This window comes from Flavobacterium johnsoniae (assembly GCF_001879205.1).
GTDB lineage: Bacteria > Bacteroidota > Bacteroidia > Flavobacteriales > Flavobacteriaceae > Flavobacterium > Flavobacterium johnsoniae_A.
In genome coordinates, this window is the sequence record NZ_MLFK01000009.1 from 460481 (window position 1) to 484916 (window position 24436).

Genomic DNA, 24436 nt, shown 5'->3' on the forward strand with positions numbered 1-24436 from the left:
AACTAAAAACTATAAACCAAATATATATGACTACAAACACGATTTTATTATTATTGCTTTCTTTAGTAATAGCGGGTGGTTTGTCGTATTTTCAATATTTTTTTAAAGCCAAAAACAAATCAAATCTGATTTGGTTTTTGGCTTTTTTACGTTTTCTGGCCATTTTCGGATTATTGGTTTTACTTATAAATCCGATAATTTCTAAAAGTTCGCTGGAAATTACAAAAACACCTTTGGCAATTGCCGTCGATAATTCGAGCTCTATTGCTGTTTTAAAATCAGATACGAAAGCTGTTGAGTTGTATCAAAAACTAATTTCAAACCCGGCGCTAAAAGAAAAGTTTGAAATTCAGTCTTATCAGTTTGATGCCGATTTTAAAACTTCAGATAAATTTGATTTTAAAGGAAAACAAACTAATTTAGACGAAGTTGCTAAAAACCTAAAAAGCATCAATAAAAACCTGACTTTCCCGACCGTTATTATTACCGACGGAAATCAGACTACAGGAAACGATTATGTATATCGCTTTGATCCTGTCAATAAAGTTTATCCTTTGGTTGTGGGAGATACAACCACTTTTCTTGATTTAAAAATAAATCAGTTAAACGTAAATAAATACGCTTTTCACAAAAATAAATTTCCTGTTGAAGTTTTTCTGCAGTACGCAGGAGATAAACCCATAACTGCTGATTTTACAATTTCACAGGGAAATTCGGTTGTGGCAAAAGAGAAAGTTTCTTTTTCGCCATCTAAAAAAACAGCCACTTTAAATTTGCTTTTGCCGGCAGATAAAGTAGGATTACAAATTTTTAAAGCATCTATTACTTCAGGTGCAAAAGAAAAAAACAGTTACAATAATATCAAGAATTTTGCCGTAGAGATAATCGACCAAAAATCGACTATCGCCATTGTTTCTTCTATAAATCATCCGGATATCGCCGCTTTAAAACGTGCAATAGAAGTTAATGCGCAGCGTAAAGTGATTTTAGTTAAACCAAATGATATTAGTCAGTTACAAGAAGCTTCGGTTTTGGTTTTATACCAGCCAAATACAGCTTTCAAATCAATTTTTGAAAACAATAAAGCAGCAGGAAGAAACACTTTTATCATTACCGGAAACAGCACCGATTTTAATTTTTTAAACCAGCAGCAGAGCAATTTGAACTTTAAAATGAGCGGACAAGTCGAAGATTATTTGTCTGAATTTCAATCCCAGTTTAATTTGTTTGCAATAGACAATATTGGTTTTGAAAATTTCCCGCCGTTGCAAAATCTATTCGGAACAATTACTGCAAACGGAAATGTATCGGTTTTGCTTTCGTCAAAAATTAGAAATGTCTCTACAAATGCTCCTTTATTGGCTTTCGCCGAAAATCAAGGAAAACGAACTGCTTTTCTTTTAGGAGAAAACAGCTGGAAATGGCGTTTGCAAAGTCATATCGACAATCAGTCATTTGAAAAATATGATGTTTTTATTGATAAAATCATTCAGTTTTTATCAACATCTGCTTCAAAAAAATCGTTGGTCGTAACACACGAAAGTTTTTATAATTCGGGAGAAGAAATTGTCATCAATGCACAATACTTCAATAAAAACTACGAGTTTGACGAAAAAGCAAGACTAACCATTACCGTTACTAATGTCGAAACCAAACAGGCTAAAAACTACGATTTATTAAAAGGAAATAATTCCTTTTCTGTAAACTTAGAAGGTCTGACAGCCGGAAAGTATAATTTTACAGTAAAAGAATTAAATTCGAACACCTCTTATTCAAGTCATTTTGAAATTTTAGATTTCGATATCGAAAAGCAATTTGTAAACCCTGATGTTTTAAAATTGAAACAATTGGCCTTACAAACCAACGGAAAAGCTTTCTTCGAAAATCAAGCAGATGATTTGATCAATACACTTTTAGAAAACAAAGAATACAAATCGATCGAGAAAAATGTCGCAACCAAAACCCCAATTATAGACTGGGTTTGGTTATTGATTTTAATCGCTGTATTATTGACAACAGAATGGTTTGTTAGGAAATATAATGGGTTGCTTTAAAGGTTAACTGAAAAATATTTTAAATTGAAATGAAAAATGTTTTAAAATGGGCTTTGTTTTCTTTATTAATGTTTGGTTGTCAAGGAGATGATTATTATAATTTAGGTGTTTATGAGGCTAAAAGTGAGAACTACGAAAAATCAATTTATTATTTTTCAAAAGCAATAGATGAAAATCCTAATGATAATGAAGCTTACTTTAGTAGAGCCTATTCTCAGCAAAAAATAGGTGGTAAAGAACGAAATGTCATTTTGGATTACTCAAAATCTTTAGAATTAAATCCAAACGATTTTGAAGCTCATAATAATCGTGGTGCTGCATATATGAAAATCAAAGATTACAAAAATGCACTTTCTGATTATGAAAAGACTATTGAACTAAATCCTAATTATTCTCTTGCTTTTTATAATATGGGAAATTTATTTGTCCTAATTAATGATAAGAAAAATGCTTGTGAAAATTATAATAAAGCTCTTGAATTAGGATATAAGGCTGAAGATATAAAACTTAAGATAATGGCCAATTGTAAATAAAATTAAACACTATGGATTTCAGGCTAAAAGTATTTTACACCGTTGCGCTCCGCCTTAATTTTACTAAAGCGGCAACCGAATTGTATATTACACAGCCTGCGGTTTCTAAACATATTCAGGAACTCGAAGAAACCTATAAAACCAAGCTTTTTGAGCGAAATGGTTCTAAAATTGCACTGACTCCCGCTGGAGAAATTCTGCTAAAACACACAAAAGAAATTTTCGAAATTTATCGTGAAATAGATTTTGAAATGAGTTCTTTCATCAGTGAACGTCAGGGATTATTGAGGCTGGGAGCGAGCACTACCATTTCTCAATATATAATTTCTCCTGTTTTAGCCCGTTTTCATCAAAAGCAAAAAGATATCAAAGTCAATTTGCTAAACGGAAACACAGAACAAATCGAAAATGCTTTAATCAATAAAGAAATCGAAATTGGAATTGTCGAAGGGCAGTCCAAAAATCAATCTATAAAATATATTCCGTTTTTAAAAGACGAGCTGGTTTTAGTCTGCAGCAGCAGAAACCCTTTTGCAAAACAAAATGAAATTTCGGTAAACGACTTAAAATCAATGAAATTCATAACTCGCGAGCGGGGTTCAGGAACACTTGAAGTTATAGAATTTGCTCTTAAAAAAGCGGGATTAAAGTTTTCTGATTTACAAATAGAAATGCAGTTAGGAAGTACAGAAAGTATAAAATCGTATTTACTAAATTCAGATTGTTTTGCTTTTATGTCCATTCATGCTGTAAGTAAAGAATTGAAAAACAATGAATTAATTGTGTTAGATGTAGAGGCTTTATCTGTTGAAAGATATTTTTATATGATTACCTTAGTAGGAAAATCAGATCCGTTATCAGAATTGTTTATTCAAAATTTATCTTTTTACTATAACTTGAAGTTATAGTCGATTGTATTTTACGATTGGTAATTTCAATTTAAACGGCAGAACTTTGCAGTATAAATTATTAGAATATTTTGAAAACAAAACACCAATCATCGTCGCAGCTATTTGAAATTAATCAATACTTACAGCAAGTCATTTTTATTGGCATAATCTTTCTCTGTTTGTTATCGGTTATTTCACCTCCGGTTGCTTTATTACTTGGTGTTATAATGGTGAATGTTTTTGGAAATCCATTTGTAACGTTCAATCATAAAGCCATAACCATTTTATTGCAGTTTTCGGTTGTTGGTTTAGGTTTCGGAATGAATGCATCAAGTGCAGTTTCAGCAGGAAAAGAAGGATTTTTGCTAACCATTTTATCTATTTTCAGCACACTTATTTTTGGACTTCTTTTAGGAAAATGGTTTAACACCGAGAGAAAAACATCACATTTAATCTCATGCGGAACAGCTATCTGCGGTGGAAGCGCTATTGCAGCCATTTCTCCCATAATAAAATCTAACGAAAATCAGACTTCGATTGCATTGGGTGTCATCTTTATCCTAAACTCAATTGCTTTATTTGCTTTTCCTTTTATTGGCCATCAGCTTGATTTATCACAAAAAGATTTCGGATTATGGTGCGCTATTGCTATTCACGACACAAGTTCTGTAGTTGGTGCAGCAAATAAATACGGCGCCGAAGCTTTGCAGGTTGCCACAACGGTAAAATTAGCCAGAGCATTATGGATTATTCCAATTTCTCTTATTACAGCTTTAGTTTTTAAAAGTGAGTCTAAAAAAGTAAAAATTCCTTATTTCATTGGTTTATTTATCTTGGCAATGCTCTTGAATTCCTATGTTCCAAAAGTATCTATTGCAGCACCTTATATCGTAAATATTGCCAAAATTGGGTTAACCATAACTTTATTCCTAATTGGAGCAACATTAAACGTAAACACTTTAAAATCAGTGGGAGTAAAGCCGTTATTGCAAGGAATCTTTCTTTGGGTATTTATTGCCGCTTTAGGTTTGGTTTCAATACTTTACTTTAATTAAAATAACTCGTTGGTTTATAATAATAAGATAATCATTTAATACAGAGAGTATAAAAAGAAACAAGTTTATAACACATAGCTGACCTATATTTGTTTTAATAAGTGAAATGTCTTTTTGAGAGTACTAAATCTATGTTTCTATGTGTTTAAGATAATTGCACCCAACGGGTTAAAACAGTTTATTTTATGTTTGAAAACCTTACAATGGGTTTGTCAATCATTTTATAGAATTTACCTTTAAATGAAAAGCGTCTTTCAATTTCAAAATTAAATGATTTTTTAGTTTTGGCCATTGCAGCAATTTCTTCTGGAGGACTTACTTCAAAATCATCTTCAGCTTTTGCTGCTTTATCAAAAGATCCTTTGGTTTTAATAACAATATCTCTAAAATGTTTTTTCGTTCCATCATCAACGACGGTATAAGAACCAGACCATTTTAAACTCGCAGAATTGGTCAGCTGATAAGCAGGAACTTCCATTACTGGCTGATATTTACCATCAAAACCAGCAACGAGATATAAGTAACCTTCATAAGCACCGCCAGCACCGCCATTTACATGCAATAAAGTAAAAGCAAATTGATCCTCTCCAATTTGTAAAAGTTTAGGTTTAGGACATTGTGCAAATGCGCCAAAAGCAGTTACGGCAGGTTGAAAAGACCTCATTTCCCAAGTAGTACCATTTTTAGCAAATTTAGTTATACCGAGTAATCCGCCGGAAAAACGACCGGTTTGCAAACCATCTTCATCATGAACAGAATGATTAAATGCCAGTATTTTAAACTGATTTCCTTTAGAATCAACATAATCAATATTAGCCAGAAGTCTCGTAGCGACGCCTTGTTCATAAGGGAATAACTGATCGCCTTCGACACCATTTACATCTGTAAAAGCTGCAGGTTTACACGATTTACAATTCCAGCTTATAAAAGTATTATGATCTGAAAGGTTGTAAAGTTTGCCTGGAAACAATTGCTGCATTGTTTTTACAGCATCGAGGGGATCAGCTGTTTTCAGCGTTCTTTTTGGGTTTAATATAGTATCGCTTACATTTTTCAGCACTATATCTTGTGCATTGCAGACGGTTATAAAAAGAAATGAAAATAGTAAAGATTTGGTAAGGTTCATTTTGAAAGCAATATGGTATTTAAGCCAAATTTACATTCTTTTTCTTAAACTATTTGTACATATAATGTGTAAGTTTTTGAGAAAAAGCGTTTTGATATCGGATTGTTATTACTGTATGTTTTTAACAGTAATAGTAAAATAATTTGATTTTAAATGGTTCACAATGAATTATTTGTATTGTTATTTGATAAAATAGCATCGGTTTTATCTTACTTAAAGCTAAATATTTGCAAGGAAGTTTTTTCAAGGCCTTAAAATCTTCATTAACTAAAAAACTATCTTATGAAAAAACCACATTTTATTAAACAGAGTTTAAAATCAGTAAATGTTTTATTTTTAGCTGTAAGTGCTTCATTGTTTATAAGCTGCGAACAATCTGAATCAAATCAAAGCGATTCATCAGCAAAATTGACAATAGAAGAAACAACAGCAGTTTCAAAATCGAATTTAACTTCGAAAACGCCTTCTAGTTTTGGAGATATTGGAAACGGCGTAAATCTACAGCCTTCTTATTATAATGGAGGAAATTGCGATTTGGGCTGGAATTTAATGAAACAAAATACTAAGATTAAAACGGTTAGAATAGAAGTAGAGCCAGGTCAGGAAACAAATGCCAAAAGATGGATTTCTGAAGCAAAAGCAAATGGATTTACCGTAATTGTTTCGTATCATAAATCGAGTGTATTAGGTTCAGACAGTACAGCCGAACTAAATGCTGCAGCGACTTGGTGGAAAAATAATTACAGTTTTCTAGGAGGAAATTTTATCATTAATCTTACTAACGAGTGGGGAAGTCATAATATTACGCCATCAGCATTTGCAGCAGCTTACAACGCAGCTATAACCGAAGTTAGAAAAGTTTACAGCGGTACCATTATTATTGATATTCCGGGCTGGGGACAGGAAACAGCAACGGCTGCCTGCGCTGTAAAAGGCTGTTCTGCAGGACAGACAAAAATTAACGATACCAAAATTATTCTGTCGGCACATATTTATCCTGGTGCTTATAATCAGGCAAAAGGCAGATATGTAAATACTTCTGACATTGATGATCTGGCTTCATCAGGCAGACCTTGTATGATTGGAGAATTCGGAAACAGCGGTGGTTCAGGTGCGGACTGGTCTGGAATTGTAGATTATGCCAAAAACAAAGGCTGGACAATTTTAGGCTGGGCATGGAACGGCGACGGCGGTTCAATGAACATGATTACGCCGCAATTTCAGTCCTACACCAGCGGAAGTCCAAAGACTTATAATACAAGTTCTTATTTTAATGTTGTATACAATAAATTGTAATTAAATGCTTTTATGCCACAGATTTTAACCACGATCTCTCGATCAATAAAATCTGTGGTTGTAAAATTGATAGAATAACTCCAATTTTTCTACTGTTAATTAAATTAAGATAATCTTGACAGGTATTCTTTTAAATTATCCGTAAATAAGGTAAATTTGCATTTCAAATACAAAAACAAAATGAAAAATTACAAAATGAGACCAAAGTTGATCGCATTCTGCGCATTAATTATTGGTTTTTTTACCTTATCATGGGGAATTGTGGGTCACGAACGAATTAATAAAGCTGCCGTGATGGCTTTGCCAAAATCGCTTCAGGTTTTCTTTTACAATCATATCGATTTTATTACACAAGAAGCTTCTGTACCGGACATTCGTAAATATGCCTTAAATTATAAAGACGAAAATCCGAGACATTATTTCGATATGGAAAATTTTGGTTCTGCTGACAGTCTGCCAAAAACCATGGAAGAAGCAAAGAAAAAATACGATGATAAATTCCTAAACAACAACGGTATTTTACCTTGGTATATTGAAGACATGATGGTTAAGTTAACCAAAGCGTTTAAAGATAAAAACAGAGGTGAAATTTTATTTCTTGCCGCAGATTTAGGTCATTATATTGGTGATGCTCACATGCCTTTGCATACTTCTGCAAACCACGACGGACAATTGAGCGATCAAAAAGGGATTCACTCTCTTTGGGAAAGCAGACTTCCGGAGTTATTTGCTAAAAACTACAAGCTAAATGTTCCTGAAGCTCAATATTATCCTGATGTTCATAAAGCAACCTGGGATATGATTAATGACACGCACAGCTTAGTAAAACCGTTATTAGATATTGATAAAAAGCTAAGAACTGCTACTCCTGAAAATCAGGTTTTTAAAATGGATGCTGATGGAAAAGTATTAAAAAGCAAATACAATACGGCAGTTTTCTCTGATGAATATGCAAAAAAACTTCATCAGGATTTAAACGGAATGGTAGAAAGCCAAATGAAAAAAGCTATTACTGCAACTGCAAGTTTTTGGTATACTGCATGGGTAAATGCGGGTAAACCGGATTTAAGTGATTTAGATTCACCGGCAGTTACACAAAGAAACAATCAAGCTTTGAAAGATGATTTAAAATTGTTTCAAAACGGAGATTTATTCGGAATGAAAAATCAGAATGACTAAAAGGAGAGTTTTCAGTCTCAGTTTTTAGTTTTCAGATTGAAAATTAAACTTTATATAAAAGCCTCAAATTCATCTGAATTTGAGGCTTTTAATTTTATAATGTTCATTAATAAATGGCAGATTTAAATGGTATTAATAATTTGAAATACAGATGAAAAATTTGTTTAATTCAGCTAAATCTGCTCGCCATTTATCACATTTAAATCTTTATTTCTGATATTTCTTTTCCTTCAGCAAAAACGAAGCAGACTGATAATAAGAAATCGTTTCATTAACCAGGTTTGTTTTTTGTTTCTTTAAAGGTGTTTGATCATAATCAATTTGAAAATCTGATGAAACAGAATCTTTTGAATCTAATTTTAATGCAAATTGTTTTACCCCTTGTTTAGGTGACAAAATCGTTAAAACATTGTCTTTAATTAATCCCAAATCCTGATAAGTTGCAATAAAAGCCCTTGGTTTATAAGAAGGTTTTAAAACATCTTGTCCGAAAAATTTACTTTGATAATCAAAATGCAGCAATCCAAAAAGTGTTGGCATCAGGTCAATTTGAGACATGAGCTTATTGCATTTTTCAGGTTTTTGATTCGGAATATAAATAAAAGCCGGAATTCGGTATTTGTCTAGCGGCAGTTCTGTTTTTCCGGCACTTGAGGCACAATGATCCGCCACAATTACAAAAACAGTATTGTTAAACCAGGGCTGTTTACTAGCCATGCTGAAGAATTTTTTTAACGCATAATCTGTGTATTTTACGCCGCCGTCACGAGATTTTATATCACCCGGAATATCGATTTTATTATTCGGATATGTAAAGGGTCTGTGGTTGCTTACCGTCATAATATGATTAAAGAAAGGTTTGTTTTGTTTTCCTTCCGCATTCATTATTTTCACAGCCTTATTGTACATGTCCTCATCACAAACTCCCCAAACGTTAGAAAATGTGATTTCCTCTGGAGAAAAACTTGATTTGTCTACAATTTGGTAGCCATTTCCCGAATAAAAATCCTGCATGTTATCAAAAAAAGCATCGCCGCCGTACATAAATTTTACGTTATAACCTTTTTGCTTAAAGATTGCTCCGGTCGAAAATTTGTTTTTATTGTCTTCTCGCTTCACAACACTTTCGCCAGCTGTAGGCGGAAGACATAAGGTTACAGCTTCAAGTCCGCGTACAGTGCGGTTTCCAGCTGCATATAAATTGGTAAACAACAGACTTTTTTGAGCTAAACTATCCAAAAAAGGAGTTATGTTTTCTTGATTTCCATACGTTTTCATAAAATCGGCACTTAAGCTTTCAATTGTAATTAAAACTACATTTTTATGGCTTTCTGGAGAATCACAGATTATTTCCTGAGTAGTGCTTTTGCCTGATATACTTGGAAATTGTTCTTTTAAAATTGTAAAAGCTTCCTGAGTTGGGAGTGTTTTGTAAAACTTAAAGTAATCTAGTTTGTTATTTTGAAAAGCTAAGTAAAATTTATACAATCCGTTTGACTGCAGCTCGTTTACAAATAAATTTTTAGAGTTTTCAGTCTTTGCTAAAGTAGGAACAGCAAAAAGCGAAACTGCAAATAAAATGCTGTATATTAAAGTAATTTTTAGTTTTTCTTTTAAAGATGGAATTTCATCAATGTAACTCTTAGATTTTTGAACAATAAAATAAGTCACAATACCGCTAACCACAAACAGGGCTGAAAATAAGGGAACAACCGGATAAGACTGCATAATGTTTCCAATCACTTCATTAGTGTAAATCAAATAATTAACGGCAATGAAATTGTATTTTACACCAAATTCATTCCAAAAGAAATATTCGCTTAATCCGTTTTGAAGAATTAATAAAACGTATAAAAAAATTACAAAACTAAAAAGCCAGAATCTCAGTTTTCTTCTCCATTTTGGGAGTAACAGGAAAAGAGTAAAAAGAGCCGTTTTTATACCTATAAATATTAAAACAATTCGGGGTAATGCGCCTCCATATTCGTCGAGAATACTTTTTCCGGAAGCAACATACAAAAATAATACTGCCAGAAACCCCAGTATAATATAACCTGATGGCCTGCTATATTTAGAATCAGAGAGGAAAATGAGGTACAGCCAAAGAAAAATTCCTGCCAATACAAAAACGAAAGAATCTGAAATTAATCCAAGGATAAAAATCTTTAAACTCTCGAGAATTGTAAAAGAACTTTGCGTTATAGGATGAAAAATCAGGACAATTCTCAATATAAAACTTATCGAAAAATAGAAAATAGCCAAATTATAAAATGGAGAAAGCTTTTTGTAAAAAGTCATGATATTTTTATTTTATATAAATCAGAACACCTTTTAAGTCAAAAAAAGAATCAGAATTATTAGTTGTTTCAACGGTCTCACTAGCTGAAAAAAAGATAATTATGATGTTAGTTTTTTAAGAATTAACCACTTAGTGTTTTTATTCTCTGCAAAATTAAATCCGATTGATTAATTCGGGATTAAGTTCTGCTTTTACCTTACTTAGTGTTAACTTAATATTTACTTAAGATCAAATGTTTTTGTTTATTGAGATGATTTTGAGAGATTTCCAAGTTTGAAAATATTTATCTTTGACAAACTAAAAATAGAAAGAGATGCATATTTTGATAGTTGAAGATGAGTTGGGTATCGTTCAGTTTTTGCAGCAAGGTCTGCAGGAAGAAGGGTATTTGATTACTACTGCTAATGATGGTTCGAAAGGCTTTGAGTTAACGCAAAATCATAAGTTTGACTTGATTTTATTAGACTGGATGCTGCCTAAAATTAATGGTTTGGATTTGTGCAAAGCCATTAGAATTAAGGATCAGACCACTCCAATTATTTTTTTAACGGCAAAAGATACTGTACAGGAAACAATAGAAGGTCTAAAAGCAGGAGCCAACGACTATATTAAAAAGCCTTTTAGTTTTGAAGAGCTGGTAGAGCGTATTAAAATTCATTTCAGAAATAAAAAGAGCACTGAAAATCTGACACTTGGAGCGATTAAAATTGATTTGTCAAAACATATTGTACTTAAGAATGAAGAAGAAGTAATGTTGACACAAAGAGAATTTGAACTGTTAACTTATTTAATTAAAAATAAAGGAAAAGTCTGCACCAGAAATCAAATTTTAAAAGATGTTTGGGATATTAATTTTGAGTATGATACCGGTGTTATAGATGTGTTTATGAACGCAATTAGGAAAAAGCTAAAATTAAAAATCGAAGAAGATTATATAAAAACAATCCGCGGTATTGGTTATATCGCCAATGACTTGTAAACGATGCAGTTATCTTTTAAAAACAAAATTGCTTTAAACTACATTATCACAACCGGACTGCTGATATTGGTTGTTTTTTCAGTTATTTATTCTATAGTAAAACATACTGTTTACAGTCATATTGATGAAAATATTAAAGTTGAAATTCAAAATCATTTATCTGAAATTAAAGTTGAAAAGGGCAAGGTAATTTTAATTGATGAAGAAGAATGGAACGAACGCGAACACAATACGGTAGATGTAAATCCTGTTTTTGTGGAGTTTTTGGATTTAAACAAAAATATAATAGAAAAAGCTCCTAACCTTAAAACAGAAACCCTTGAATTTAAAGATTCTGTAGAAGATTATGAATTGTTTGATACCAAAATGGGAGATCACGCTATCAGGCAGATTCAGGTAGCGCTTCACGTTCAGAACAAACATATAGGATATATAATTGTTGCCATGTCACTCGCTGATTCTACAATGGTCTTGAATAATCTATTTGAGATAATGTGTTTGTCGTTTTTAGCCATTTTGGTACTGTTGTTTTTTATTGCTCGTTTCTTTGCCGGCCGAAGTATAAAACCAATAAATGCGATTATTAATACATCAAAAATTATTACAAAAGACAATCTAAAAGCGCGTATTCCATTACCAAAATCACGAGACGAATTGTATACGCTTTCTAAAACCATAAACAGTTTACTAAACCGAATTGAAGATGCAATAGAACGCGAAAAACAGTTTACTTCAGATGCTTCGCACGAACTTAGAACACCGCTAACTGTTATTAAAGGAACACTTGAGGTTTTAATACGTAAAACTCGAGATAGTAAAGAGTACGAAGATAAAATAAACTACTGTATAAACGAAGTAGATCATTTAAATTTACTTGTAGATCAGCTTCTTTTAATGGCTCGTTTTGAAAACCAAAAACAAAATATAGTTACAGAATCGGTTTATTTAAATGCACTTATTTTAGATGTTTTAACGTTGAATTCTGAGAAGATAAATGCTAAAAATATCAACATTAAGTTTGATGCCGAAACGGATTATTATATTGAGTCAGATAATTTTCTGGTCATTACTATTTTAAGAAATATTATTTCAAATGCTTTAAAATATACTTACAAAGACGGTGTCGTTTCTATTTGGCTTTCCAAAGAAAATGAAAAGACAATCTGTAAAATTTCAGATACGGGAATCGGAATTGCAAAACAAGATTTAGAAATGATTTTTAATCCCTTTTTTAGATCAAACTACACAGAACATCCCGAAATTAAAGGTGTTGGTTTAGGTTTGTCTATTGTTAAGAGAATTACAGAATTGCTTCATATTAAATTTAAAATTGAAAGCGAAATTGGTTTGGGAACGACAGTAATCCTAATTTTTAACGATAACATGAAAACGTTTTCGTGAATTTAAAAAAATCAACAAAAACGAGGCTTGAGCTTTTTTTTAACAATAAACTATCGTTAAGTTATATTAAAAATTGCTTTTTTATGAAATTAACTAGTATATTTGCAACCGAATCAAAGAATTATAAAATAAACCAAACAATGATTTCAAATCAATTACATCATCATCATTTTCATTATTGCTCTCAAGCGATGTGTTAATGGTATGCATGTAAATCATCATATTTTAAAACCCGTTTGAGTACATCAAACGGGTTTTTTAATTCCCAATTCTTTGTACTCAAACTATTAATCAGCAAAAAACTAAAAAATGAGTACTTTAAAAATTGCAATTCAAAAATCAGGTCGTTTAAACGAAGACAGCATTCAGATACTGAAAGACTGCGGTATTTCCATTAACAACGGAATCGATCAGTTAAAAGCCGAAGCTTCAAATTTTCCTCTCGAAGTTTTATATTTAAGAAATTCAGATATTCCTCAGTATTTAATAGACGGAGTTGTGGATCTGGCAATCGTTGGCGACAATCTTTTGGTAGAAAAAGGAAAAGAAATTGAAGTGGTGCAGCGATTAGGTTTTTCTAAATGCAAAGTTTCGGTAGCTGTTCCTAAAACTTTCGAATACAATTCGATACAAGACTTAGCGGGATTGAGAATTGCGACTTCTTATCCAAATACAGTTAACGAATATTTCAATTCTTTTGGGTTAAGTGTAGATATTCACCAAATCTCGGGTTCTGTAGAAATTGCGCCAAATATCGGCCTTGCAGATGCTATTGTCGATATCGTTTCCAGTGGCAGCACTTTATTTAAAAATAACTTAAAAGAAGTAGAAGTTATCCTGAAAAGTGAAGCAGTATTGGCTGTTTCTCCAAAAGTTTCTCCAGAAATTCAAAAGCACATTGATACCTTAAAATTCAGAATCCAGTCGGTTTTAAGAGCCAGAAATTCGAAATACATTTTGATGAACGTTCCAAACGACAAAATCGACGAAATTGGAAAAATCCTTCCGGTTTTAAGAAGTTTAACCGTTCTGCCATTGGCGCAGGAAGGCTGGAGCAGCGTGCACTCTGTTATCGATAAAGATACATTTTGGGATGTAATTGATAAGTTAAAAGAAGCCGGAGCAGAAGGAATTTTAGTTTGTCCAATTGAAAAAATGGTACTTTAATGCGCTTTGCGCGCTTTAGGCAATAAGCTTTAAGCTTTTGCCAGAGAAAATAAAGATAGTTCAAAAGCTTAAAGCCTACAGCTTATAGCATAAAGCATAAAAAAATGAATAAAATAGACAATCCAAAACCAGATACCTGGTCTGAAATATTAAAAAGACCAACTCAGACTATTGATGATATTGAGGTAACGGTAAAAGAAATTTTTAAAGAAGTACAGAAAAAAGGAGACGAAGCCGTAGCAAAATATACTTCAATTTTTGACGGAATTACTTTAGCGGATTATGAAGTTTCTTTAGAAGAAATAAACGAGGCAATTTCATTGATTCCAAATGAATTAAAAGAGGCTATTCAATTAGCAAAAGACAATATATATAAATTTCACAGCGCACAGAAAACGGAGAAAATTGAAGTTGAAACTATAGAAGGGGTAAACTGCTGGCAGGAAAAACGACCAATTCAAAAAATTGGTTTATACATTCCGGGTGGAACAGCACCTTTGTTTTCGACCGTTTTAATGCTTGCTGTACCTGCTGAGATCGCTGGCTGTAAAGAAATTGTTTTGTGTTCACCTCCGGATAAAACCGGAAAAATAAATCCGGCGATTTTATATGCCGCTAATTTGTGCGGTGTAACCAAGATTTTAAAAGTGGGCGGAATACAGGCAATTGCAGGAATGACCTTCGGAACAAAATCAATTCCGAAAGTATATAAAATTTTCGGACCAGGAAATCAGTTTGTAACCGTAGCAAAACAATTGGCTACTCAGTTTGGTGTTGCTATTGATATGCCGGCCGGACCTTCGGAATTATTAATTGTTGCTGATGATACTGCAGTTCCTGCTTTTGTTGCTTCAGATTTGTTGTCGCAGGCAGAACACGGAACAGACAGTCAGGTTATTTTGGTTTCGACTTCTAAAAAACTTATTGCCGAAGTTGAAAAGGAAATCCAGTCTCAGGTTGAAGTATTGCCAAGAAAAGCAATCGCTGAAAAAGCAATAGAAAATTCAAAATTAATTTATGTCGAAAACGACCAGACTGCATTGGATTTAATTAATGAATATGGTCCTGAGCACTTTATTATCTGCTCACAATATGATGATTTTTATTGCAACGGAATTGTAAATGCAGGTTCGGTTTTTATTGGAAATTATACTCCTGAAAGTGCTGGAGACTATGCTTCGGGAACCAATCATACTTTGCCGACAAACGGTTATGCGAAAAATTACAGCGGCGTAAACCTTGATAGTTTTATGAAATCGATGACTTTCCAAAAAATATCTAAAGAAGGAATTCAGAATATTGGTAAAGCGATTGAAGTTATGGCAGAAGCTGAAGGTTTACAGGCGCATAAAAATGCTGTTACTTTGAGATTGAAGAGTTTAGAGTAAAAGACAAAGGGAGAAGAAAGAGCAAAGAAGCAAGATTTTTTAAGTCTTCCATCTTAGTTCTTGTTTCTAAAAAAAATAAAGACAATGAGTACTTTCGATATAAATACAATAACACGTGAAAACGTAAAAACATTAAAGCCATATTCTTCAGCGAGAGATGAGTTTGAAGATTTTGATACTGCCGAAATGATTTTTTTGGATGCTAATGAAAATCCCTATCAAAATGGTGTGAATCGCTATCCGGATCCGCAGCAAAATTCGGTTAAAGCAATTTTAGCTAAAAATAACAACACAAAACAGAGTCAGATTTTGTTAGGAAACGGCAGTGACGAAGTTTTAGATTTGATTTTCAGAGCTTTCTGCGAACCAAAAACAGATAATATTATCACGTTGCCGCCAACTTACGGAATGTACAGCGTTTTAGCGAATATAAACGCGGTTGAAAACAGAGAAATATTACTCTCAAATGATTTCCAGCCCCAAGTTGAAAAGATTTTAGATACTGTTGATGCAAACACAAAAATCATCTTTTTATGTTCGCCAAATAACCCAACCGGACATTCTTTTTCTGATGAAAGTGTGGTAAAACTGCTTCAGAATTTTAAAGGGTTAGTGGTAATTGATGAAGCTTATATTGACTTTTCCGGCAAGGAAAGCTGGCTTACAGAGATTGACGAATATCCAAATTTGGTTATTACACAAACGCTTTCAAAAGCATACGGTTTAGCTGGAATTAGATTAGGAATCTGCTATGCTTCCGAAGCCGTAATTTCGGTTTTAAACAAAATCAAACCACCTTACAATGTAAACGAATTAACACAGCAAAGAGCAATAGAACGTTTAAAAGATTCAGATAAAATAAAACAAGAAATTACTTCTATTGTTGAACAAAGAGAAGAATTGCTTAAAGTATTACTTGAAGTTAATTTCGTGGAAAAAATTTACCCTACCGAAACTAATTTTGTATTGGTAAAAGTGGATGATGCCAATAAAAGATACGATCAGTTAATCGAAAAAGGAATTGTAATTCGAAACAGAACAACACAGCCATTATGCGAAAACTGCCTTCGTTTTACAATTGGAACAAAAGAAGAAAACGCTGTTTTGATTAAAGAATTGAAATTATTAAGCTAAAGTTTAACCACAAAGTTCGCAAAGAATTACACGAAGAACACAAAGTTTTTTGCCACAGATAAAACGATTTTTTCAAGCAGATTTTGCTGATAAAAGCAGATTTAATTTTGATTTTTAATAATGAATAAATCTGTGTGAATCTGCTCAAATCTTTAAAATCTGCGTGAAACAAAAATTAGCGAAAATTTCTGCAATTCGTGGCAAAAGAAAAATCTAAGATACCGGTTTGCGTGAGGGATAGAGGCGGTATCTCCCGATTTAGAAAAACAAGGCTTTTTAGCCGTAGTTTTTGTTAATCGGGAATATAGCCGAAAGCCCGACCCGGAGGGACACGCCCAAAATATAAATAAACTATGAAAAAAGTACTTTTTATCGATCGTGACGGAACGATTGTTTTAGAACCTGAAAATTATCAATTAGATGCTTTGGAAAAATTAGAATTTTATCCAAAAGCGTTTCAATATCTGGCTAAAATTGCAGCTGAATTAGATTATGAACTGGCAATGGTAACTAATCAGGACGGATTAGGAACGGATAGTTTTCCGGAAGATACGTTTTGGCCAACGCAGAATTTTATCCTGAAAGCTTTTGAAAATGAAGGTGTAGTGTTTGATGAAATTTTTGTAGACCGTTCTTTTCCAGAAGATAACGCACCAACCCGCAAGCCAAGAACCGGAATGCTGACCAAATATATTGACAATCCGGAATATGATTTGGCAAATTCTTTTGTTCTGGGTGATCGTTTAACTGATGTTGAATTGGCTAAAAATCTTGGTGCTAAAGCTATTTTCATGAACATGACTGATGGAATTGGCAGTAACGAAATATCGTCTAAACGTGAGGAATTAAACGATACTATCATTCTTCAAACTACAGATTGGAAACGTATTTATGAGTTTTTAAAATTAGAAGCACGTTCGGCTTCGATCACCAGAAAAACGAATGAAACAGATATTTACATCAACCTAAATCTTGACGGAACAGGAAAAAGCAAAATCGATACCGGAATTGCATTTTTCGACCACATGCTAGATCAAATTTCACGTCATGGTCAAATGGATTTGGAAATATTGGTAAAAGGCGATCTTGAAGTTGATGAACATCATACAATTGAAGATACCGCAATTGCACTTGGCGAAGTTTTTGCGAAAGCGCTGGGGAATAAATTAGGAATTGAGCGTTACGGTTTCTGTTTGCCAATGGACGATTGTCTGGCTCAGGCTGCAATTGATTTTGGAGGAAGAAACTGGCTGATTTGGGAAACCGAATTTAAACGTGAAATGGTGGGTAAAATGCCAACTGAAATGTTTTACCACTTTTTTAAATCGTTTACAGACGGGGCAAAAGCCAATTTAAACATCAAAGCAGAGGGCATCAACGAACATCACAAAATTGAAGCTATTTTTAAAGCTTTCGCAAAAGCGATAAAAGTAGCCGTAAAAAGAGATACTGAGAAAATGATTCTGCCTTCGACGAAAGGTATGTTGTAAAACGCTATAAGCTATAAGCAATAGGCATTAGGCCTAAAGCTTACGGCCTAAAGCTTAAAGCTTTTTTTAATGAAAATAGTAATTATAAATTACGGAGCAGGAAATATTCAGAGCATTATGTTTGCTATTGAAAGATTAGGTTTTAAAGCTGTTTTGAGCAATAATCCCGAAGAAATTCAGGCTGCTGATAAAGTGATTTTTCCGGGAGTGGGCGAGGCGAGTTCTGCGATGACAAAGCTTCGCGAAAGCGGATTAGACAGTTTGATTCCGAATTTGAAACAACCTGTTTTAGGAATTTGTCTGGGAATGCAGTTGATGTGCAACTCATCTGAAGAAGGAAATACTAAAGGTTTAGGAGTTTTTGATGTTGATGTTGTGAAATTTTCAAATCAGGTAAAAGTGCCGCAAATGGGATGGAATCAGATTTACAATTTAAAATCGGATTTGTTTAAAGGAATTGCTGAAAATGAGTTTATGTATTTGGTACATAGTTTCTACGTACCCAATTGCGATGAAGCCATAGCAACGACTAATTATGAATTAGAATATGCCTCGGCTTTGCAAAAAGATAATTTTTACGGAACACAATTTCACCCAGAGAAAAGCGGAGCTGTTGGCGAGAAGATACTAGAAAACTTTTTGAAGTTAAGCCTCAAATAATAAATCCTAATAAAAAATTAATTTAGAAATTCAGAGTTGCAAAGAAGACTTTATGACTTTAGATTTTTAAACTTTAAGACTAAAACAAAATGAGAATAATACCAGCCATAGATATCATTGACGGAAAATGCGTTCGTTTGTCCAAAGGTGATTATGATACGAAGATAATTTATAATGAAAATCCGCTGGAAGTGGCGAAATCATTTGAGGCGCACGGAATCGAATATTTGCATTTAGTAGATCTTGACGGTGCAAAATCGAGCAAAATTGTCAATTATAAAATCTTAGAACAAATTGCCTCGCAAACCAGTTTAAAAATTGATTTTGGAGGCGGATTAAAATCAGATGACGATTTGAGAATTGCATTTGAAAGCGGTGCAAACCAAATTACCGGCGGTAGTATTGCGGTAAAAAACAGAACGATTTTTGAAAAATGGATTTCAGAATACGGTTCAGATAAAATCATTTTGGGCGCTGACGCAAAAGATGAAAAAATAGCAGTTTCCGGCTGGTTAGAAGATTCAAACGAAGATTTGATTCCGTTTATCCAGGATTACCAAAGTAAAGGAATTCAGTATGTTATTTGTACCGATATTGCAAAAGACGGAATGCTTGAAGGTCCGAGTTTTGATCTTTACAGTAAAATTCTAGCCGAGGCAGATGGCGTAAAACTAATCGCTTCGGGAGGTATTTCTACCTTTGATGAATTGCCTAAATTAGCCGAATCAGGCTGTGAAGGAACAATCATAGGAAAAGCGATTTATGAAGGGAGAATTACTTTAAAACAGTTAGAGAATTATATTATTGGTAAAATGTAAAAAGTGAATTGTAGAATGAATGTTGTACGCTGTGCAGAAGAACATTTTACACCTTACATCTAACAATTAACAAAAAGAAAAATGTTAGCAAAAAGAATCATTCCTTGTTTGGATATAAAAAACGGAAGAACCGTAAAAGGTGTTAATTTCGTTGACTTGCGCGATGCGGGAGATCCTGTAGAACTGGCAGAAATTTACTCGGCTGAAGGCGCTGACGAATTGGTTTTTCTGGATATTTCGGCAACGGAAGAAAGACGTAAAACGCTGGTAAATATGGTGAGAAGCGTCGCAGAAAAAATCAATATTCCTTTTACAGTGGGCGGTGGGATTTCGTCTGTAGAAGATGTTGAAATTCTATTGAATAACGGTGCTGATAAAGTTTCAATTAATTCATCGGCAGTAAAAAATCCGCAATTGATTAATGATCTGGCTCAGAAATTTGGAAGCCAATGCGTAGTAGTTGCCATTGATGCTAAACAAATTAACGGCCAATGGATTGTACATTTGGTTGGAGGTAAAGTGCCTACAGAGCTTAATTTATTCGATTGGGCTGTAGAAGTAGCAGAACGCGGTGCCGGCGAAATATTATTTACCTCAATGGACAATGACGGAACGAAAAATGGTTTTGCAAACGAAGCTTTGGCTAAATTGTCAGCCTTAATCAATATCCCTATTATTGCCTCTGGCGGTGCCGGAAACATACAGCATTTTGTTGATTCTTTTAAAGAAGGAAAAGCAGATGCAGCTTTGGCAGCGAGCGTTTTTCACTTTAAAGAAATCGAAATCAAAGCTTTAAAAGAAGAATTGAGAAATAATGGTATTGAAGTAAGGCTTTAATAGAAACAAGAAGAAAGGCATTGTTTGATCTAAAATAACATGATATCAGAAATCTAAAATCTGAAATCTGAAATCAAAAATCTAAAATTAATTATGGAAATCGATATCAAAAGCGCACACGGATTAATTCCGGCTATAATTCAAGATTCAGAAACAAAAAATGTTTTGATGCTGGGTTATATGAATGAAGAATCGCTTCAAAAAACAATAGAAACGCAAAAAGTAACTTTTTTTAGTCGTTCCAAACAAAGACTTTGGACAAAAGGCGAGGAGAGTGGTAACTTTTTGAATCTGGTAAGTATTAAAAATGACTGCGATGGCGATACGCTTTTGATTCAGGCAAAACCGGTTGGACCAACATGCCACACTGGTGCTGATACTTGCTGGCAAGAGCCAAATGACGCGAATTACGGTTTTATTTCTCAATTAGAAAATACAATCAAAACCCGTAGAGAAAATGCTGATTCAGAAAAGAGTTACGTTGCTTCTCTATTTGAAAAAGGAATCAATAAAATTGCGCAAAAAGTAGGCGAAGAAGCTGTAGAAGTGGTTATTGAAGCCAAAGATGATAACGACGATTTATTCTTAAGTGAAAGTGCTGATTTATTATTTCATTATTTGATTTTATTGCAGGCAAAAGGCTTTCAATTAAATGATGTTGTGGAAGTTTTGAAAAAACGTCAGAAGTAAATAAAGGATTGCTTCAACCCAATCTTGTCAGACTGAGCGATCCCGAAGCCTCGGGATCGCTCAATCTGACAAAAAAAGTATTACTTTAGCTAAAAGCATAAGTCTTATGAAATTATTTGTATGCCTGTTTTTATTTTTGTTTCCAACTTTAAATTATGGATTCAAAAAACATGAATTGCCCTATTCAATTGTTATTGCAAAAGCAAATTTAATTGTTGATGGAACTATTTCTAAAGTTTCAAAAAATGAATACGAATTTACTATAAGTCAGTTTGTAAAAGGAAAATCAGGCTCAAAGATCAAGGTTTCAATTTGGAAAGAATGGATTTGTGATCCAAGAATTAAAGAGCTCAAAACTGGTCAAAGATTAATTTTGTTTCTAGAAAAAACGCCTTACGGTAATTTTAGTCCAATTAACGATAGCAGTGGAGAGATATACGTAGAAAATGACTCTTTTATAAATATATTTCTTCCAAAAGAGTTTACTAATCCTAAAGTTTTAAAAGAAGGAATTTCTATGTTTTTACAAACTTATAAAGTCTATGGCGATTTAAATGATAGGTTCTTACAAAATATTTATTTTCAATCCAGTAAATCTATATTTGAAATTTATAAAATGAAAGAAGATAATACAGCTTTTAAATTTTTGGCTGGTAATAGTGCGCTTTACCCTGAAGTCAAATATAATTTGATACCACAATTTATTAATTAAAGATTTAAAAAAAAAAGTACTTCACAAACCCAAGGTCCGTTTTATTGAATCACTTTGCAGGACTTCTCGCGAAGCCTCGGGATCGCTCAGTCTGACAATAATGACGATTAAACAATTAACCAAATAAACAGTTAACCAAATAAACGATTAACCAAATAAACGATTAAACCTCTTACTCCATAAACTCAAAAACAGCAAATTCCTTCGGTTGGTGAAAACCAAAATTCTTGCTTTTATAAGCTTGTAAAGCAAGGTATTCAGTTGTGTTACCGTAATCGATTCTAAAAGTATTTCCTTTCCATTTTATGCCTTTTTTTGGTTTAGAAAAATTAGCATTTTCGATTTTTTCCAGACTTGAAAAAGGGATTTTTATTTCGGTACAAAAGCCTTCGGCAGTTATTTTACTTACAGTTTCCAATCCGATAATATCAAGATTTAATGCCGTATTCCAGCCTCCACAATCAGGAGAAATACACTTTATCAGCATATCATAATTTGTAGAAAACGCATTGACTCCAATTTCGAGATAGTTTTTTCCATCACCGTCCGGATCAATAAAAATTTCTACTAAATCATCCGTATTAAAAATTGAAGAATCCTTTTTTTGATTAGAACCAATTATATTAGAATCTACAACTTTGTAAGCTATATATAGATTTTCGCCATTCCACGAAAGTGAAACCATGGTATTTTGTGTGGCTTTTTCAGCTGAATTATGAATTACAAACGGCCCCAGAAAAGGTGTTTTCCAATCTGATAAATCACCGTCAATTACAGGTTTTTCATTGATCTTGTAAACTGGAATTGTTTGTGAATATCCAAAAGAAGCATAAATGAATAAAACAAGTAATAAGGGCTGATATAATTTCATAAAAAGAGAATGGTTTTATCATGCTAAAATAGAGAACAATAATGGATTTTAACATACATTGTTTCGAATTGCATTTGTAAAATCAATAAAAACTTGATTCGAATGTTTACATTTGTTACCAGTTTTAATTCAATAAAAACCTGTTTATTTTATAATTCTAAACAATGAAAAAATACTTCGGAAGCATTTTTGCTGCTTTTTTAATTGGTTTTAGTGCCAATTCTCAAGGACTTCTCAGTAAGTCAGGAAAAGTTTTTACACATCAGGATACCTTACGCGGAAGCATCACAAAAGAAAGAGCGTGGTGGGATTTAAAATATTATCACTTGGATATAAAAGTTAATCCGAAAGAAAAAACAATTGCAGGATCAAATACTGTTCGTTATACTGTTTTGACAGAGAACAACAAAATGCAGATTGATTTGCAGGAGCCTATGCAGATTACTAAGGTTACGCAAAATGGTAAAGAATTAAAATTTGAAAGAGACGGCAATGCGTTTTTTATTACTTTAATTGAAAAACAAAAAGTTGGTGACACTAAAGAAGTTATTGTGTCATTTAACGGAAAACCAAGAGAAGCGGTTAACGCACCTTGGGATGGTGGAATCAGCTGGAAAAAAGATAAAAACGGAAAAGATTTTATTGCCTCATCTTGTCAGGGATTAGGCGCCAGCGTTTGGTGGCCAAACAAAGACCACATGTATGATGAAGTAGAAAATATGCTGATCAGCGTAAATGTTCCGGGAGATTTAACCGATGTTTCGAACGGAAGACTGCAAAGTGTTAAAAAAGAGAAAGACGGAACAAAAACCTTTAACTGGTATGTTTCCAACCCAATTAACAATTATGGCGTTAATATTAATATTGGGGATTACGTTAATTTTTCTGAGAAATTTAAAGGAGAAAAAGGCGATTTAGATTGTAATTATTATGTTTTGAGAGATAATTTGGCTTTAGCAAAAGAACATTTTAAAGATGCTCCAAAAATGCTGAAAGCTTTTGAAAACTGGTTTGGACCTTATCCGTTTTACGAAGACAGCTACAAATTGGTAGAAGTTCCTTACTTAGGAATGGAACACCAAAGTTCTGTAACCTATGGAAATCAATACAAACAAGGTTATTTAGGCCGCGATTTAAGCGGAACAGGCTGGGGATTGAAATTTGATTTTATCATTATTCATGAGTCGGGCCACGAATGGTTTGCAAATAATATTACGTACAAAGATATTGCAGATATGTGGGTTCACGAGAGTTTTACTAATTATTCTGAGAGTCTTTTTATTGAATATTACTACGGAAAAGATGCCGCTGCTGAATATGTAATTGGATGCAGAAAAAATATTCAAAATGATATTCCGATTATTGGTCATTATGATGTAAATAACGAAGGATCAGGAGATATGTATCCAAAAGGAGCAAATATGCTTCACATGATGCGCCAGATTATAAATGATGATGCAAAATGGAAATCAATCTTAAGAGGTTTAAATAAAACGTTTTATCACCAAACGGTTACAGGTAAACAGATTCAGGATTATATGAATGAGCAGTCCGGAATTAACTTTAATCGAGTTTATGCACAATACTTAAGCACAACTCAGATTCCGGTTTTTGAATATATGTTTAAAAATGGCACTTTTGGATATCACTGGACAAACTGTGTAGCTAAATTTGATATGCCGGTAAGAGTAAAATTAAACGGTGTTGAAACCTGGTTGAAACCCACTACAGAATGGCAGTCTGTAAAAACTACTAATGAAGATAGAAAAATAGAAGTTGATAAAGATTTTTATGTAACGACTTCTAATATTGTAGAATAAAATTTTTGAAAACCCCCATAAAAAATCCCAAATTCCA

21 protein-coding genes are annotated in these 24436 nt (G+C 33.1%); 18 read left to right on the top strand and 3 right to left on the bottom strand.

Annotated features, from left to right (window positions below):
• Positions 1 to 26 precede the first annotated feature (26 nt).
• From BKM63_RS17940 to BKM63_RS17955, 4 genes are all read left to right on the top strand, one after another.
• The gene (locus tag BKM63_RS17940; RefSeq protein ID WP_071637931.1) at positions 27 to 2054 is read left to right on the top strand and encodes a hypothetical protein; all 2028 of its coding nucleotides are present in this window, start codon (positions 27 to 29) and stop codon (positions 2052 to 2054) included.
• A 29-nt stretch (positions 2055 to 2083) separates the two neighbouring features.
• Positions 2084 to 2587 (top strand): tetratricopeptide repeat protein, encoded by a 504-nt coding sequence (locus BKM63_RS17945; RefSeq protein WP_071637932.1) that lies wholly within the window; start codon positions 2084 to 2086, stop codon positions 2585 to 2587.
• Between the two features lie 11 nt (positions 2588 to 2598).
• On the top strand, positions 2599 to 3495 hold the full coding sequence (locus BKM63_RS17950; protein ID WP_071637933.1) for a LysR family transcriptional regulator: 897 nt from the start codon (positions 2599 to 2601) through the stop codon (positions 3493 to 3495).
• Between the two features lie 71 nt (positions 3496 to 3566).
• On the top strand, positions 3567 to 4532 hold the full coding sequence (locus tag BKM63_RS17955; protein WP_071637934.1) for a YeiH family protein: 966 nt from the start codon (positions 3567 to 3569) through the stop codon (positions 4530 to 4532).
• Positions 4533 to 4710: 178 nt separating this feature from the next.
• Here BKM63_RS17955 and BKM63_RS17960 read toward each other — a convergent pair whose 3' ends face one another.
• The gene (locus BKM63_RS17960; protein ID WP_071637935.1) at positions 4711 to 5658 is read right to left on the bottom strand and encodes a hypothetical protein; all 948 of its coding nucleotides are present in this window, start codon (positions 5656 to 5658) and stop codon (positions 4711 to 4713) included.
• Positions 5659 to 5940: 282 nt separating this feature from the next.
• On the opposite strand from BKM63_RS17960, the gene BKM63_RS17965 reads away from it, so the two are divergent.
• Positions 5941 to 6954 (top strand): glycoside hydrolase, encoded by a 1014-nt coding sequence (locus BKM63_RS17965; RefSeq protein WP_071637936.1) that lies wholly within the window; start codon positions 5941 to 5943, stop codon positions 6952 to 6954.
• 180 nt (positions 6955 to 7134) lie between these two features.
• The gene (locus BKM63_RS17970) at positions 7135 to 8133 is read left to right on the top strand and encodes a zinc dependent phospholipase C family protein (protein ID WP_071637937.1); all 999 of its coding nucleotides are present in this window, start codon (positions 7135 to 7137) and stop codon (positions 8131 to 8133) included.
• 207 nt (positions 8134 to 8340) lie between these two features.
• Here BKM63_RS17970 and BKM63_RS17975 read toward each other — a convergent pair whose 3' ends face one another.
• Complete coding sequence (locus BKM63_RS17975; RefSeq protein WP_071637938.1) at positions 8341 to 10431, bottom strand: LTA synthase family protein; 2091 nt, start codon at positions 10429 to 10431, stop codon at positions 8341 to 8343.
• A 314-nt stretch (positions 10432 to 10745) separates the two neighbouring features.
• Between BKM63_RS17975 and BKM63_RS17980 the strand changes: the two genes are divergently transcribed.
• The 11 genes from BKM63_RS17980 (at position 10746) to BKM63_RS18030 (ending at position 21708) form a co-directional block, all read left to right on the top strand.
• Positions 10746 to 11411, top strand: a complete 666-nt coding sequence (locus BKM63_RS17980; RefSeq protein WP_071637939.1) for a response regulator transcription factor — start codon at positions 10746 to 10748, stop codon at positions 11409 to 11411.
• Between the two features lie 3 nt (positions 11412 to 11414).
• Positions 11415 to 12812, top strand: a complete 1398-nt coding sequence (locus tag BKM63_RS17985; RefSeq protein WP_071637940.1) for a HAMP domain-containing sensor histidine kinase — start codon at positions 11415 to 11417, stop codon at positions 12810 to 12812.
• A 309-nt stretch (positions 12813 to 13121) separates the two neighbouring features.
• Positions 13122 to 13979 carry an ATP phosphoribosyltransferase gene (hisG, locus tag BKM63_RS17990; RefSeq protein ID WP_071637941.1) on the top strand — a complete coding sequence of 286 codons (858 nt, stop codon included), beginning with the start codon at positions 13122 to 13124 and terminating at the stop codon, positions 13977 to 13979.
• Positions 13980 to 14083: 104 nt separating this feature from the next.
• The gene (gene hisD / locus BKM63_RS17995) at positions 14084 to 15367 is read left to right on the top strand and encodes a histidinol dehydrogenase (protein ID WP_071637942.1); all 1284 of its coding nucleotides are present in this window, start codon (positions 14084 to 14086) and stop codon (positions 15365 to 15367) included.
• Positions 15368 to 15451: 84 nt separating this feature from the next.
• A complete protein-coding gene (gene hisC, locus BKM63_RS18000) occupies positions 15452 to 16501 on the top strand; it encodes a histidinol-phosphate transaminase (RefSeq protein WP_071637943.1) in 1050 nt (349 codons plus the stop codon).
• 353 nt (positions 16502 to 16854) lie between these two features.
• A complete protein-coding gene (hisB, locus tag BKM63_RS18005; protein WP_071637944.1) occupies positions 16855 to 17991 on the top strand; it encodes a bifunctional histidinol-phosphatase/imidazoleglycerol-phosphate dehydratase HisB in 1137 nt (378 codons plus the stop codon).
• A 69-nt stretch (positions 17992 to 18060) separates the two neighbouring features.
• Positions 18061 to 18651, top strand: a complete 591-nt coding sequence (hisH, locus tag BKM63_RS18010; protein WP_071637945.1) for an imidazole glycerol phosphate synthase subunit HisH — start codon at positions 18061 to 18063, stop codon at positions 18649 to 18651.
• Positions 18652 to 18740: 89 nt separating this feature from the next.
• Positions 18741 to 19469, top strand: coding sequence for a 1-(5-phosphoribosyl)-5-[(5-phosphoribosylamino)methylideneamino]imidazole-4-carboxamide isomerase (hisA, locus tag BKM63_RS18015; protein ID WP_071637946.1), 729 nt, complete (start codon positions 18741 to 18743; stop codon positions 19467 to 19469).
• Between the two features lie 81 nt (positions 19470 to 19550).
• Positions 19551 to 20306: an imidazole glycerol phosphate synthase subunit HisF gene (gene hisF / locus BKM63_RS18020; protein WP_071637947.1), complete on the top strand. Its 756-nt coding sequence runs from the start codon at positions 19551 to 19553 to the stop codon at positions 20304 to 20306.
• Positions 20307 to 20399: 93 nt separating this feature from the next.
• Entirely contained in the window at positions 20400 to 20996 is a 597-nt protein-coding gene (hisIE, locus tag BKM63_RS18025; RefSeq protein ID WP_071637948.1) for a bifunctional phosphoribosyl-AMP cyclohydrolase/phosphoribosyl-ATP diphosphatase HisIE, read from the top strand.
• 106 nt (positions 20997 to 21102) lie between these two features.
• Positions 21103 to 21708 (top strand): hypothetical protein, encoded by a 606-nt coding sequence (locus BKM63_RS18030; RefSeq protein ID WP_123907092.1) that lies wholly within the window; start codon positions 21103 to 21105, stop codon positions 21706 to 21708.
• A gap of 172 nt (positions 21709 to 21880) precedes the next feature.
• On the opposite strand, the gene BKM63_RS18035 is transcribed toward BKM63_RS18030, so the two are convergent.
• Positions 21881 to 22579, bottom strand: a complete 699-nt coding sequence (locus BKM63_RS18035) for a carbohydrate-binding family 9-like protein (RefSeq protein ID WP_071637950.1) — start codon at positions 22577 to 22579, stop codon at positions 21881 to 21883.
• Positions 22580 to 22743: 164 nt separating this feature from the next.
• On the opposite strand from BKM63_RS18035, the gene BKM63_RS18040 reads away from it, so the two are divergent.
• Positions 22744 to 24399, top strand: a complete 1656-nt coding sequence (locus tag BKM63_RS18040; protein ID WP_071637951.1) for a M1 family metallopeptidase — start codon at positions 22744 to 22746, stop codon at positions 24397 to 24399.
• Positions 24400 to 24436: the final 37 nt, after the last annotated feature.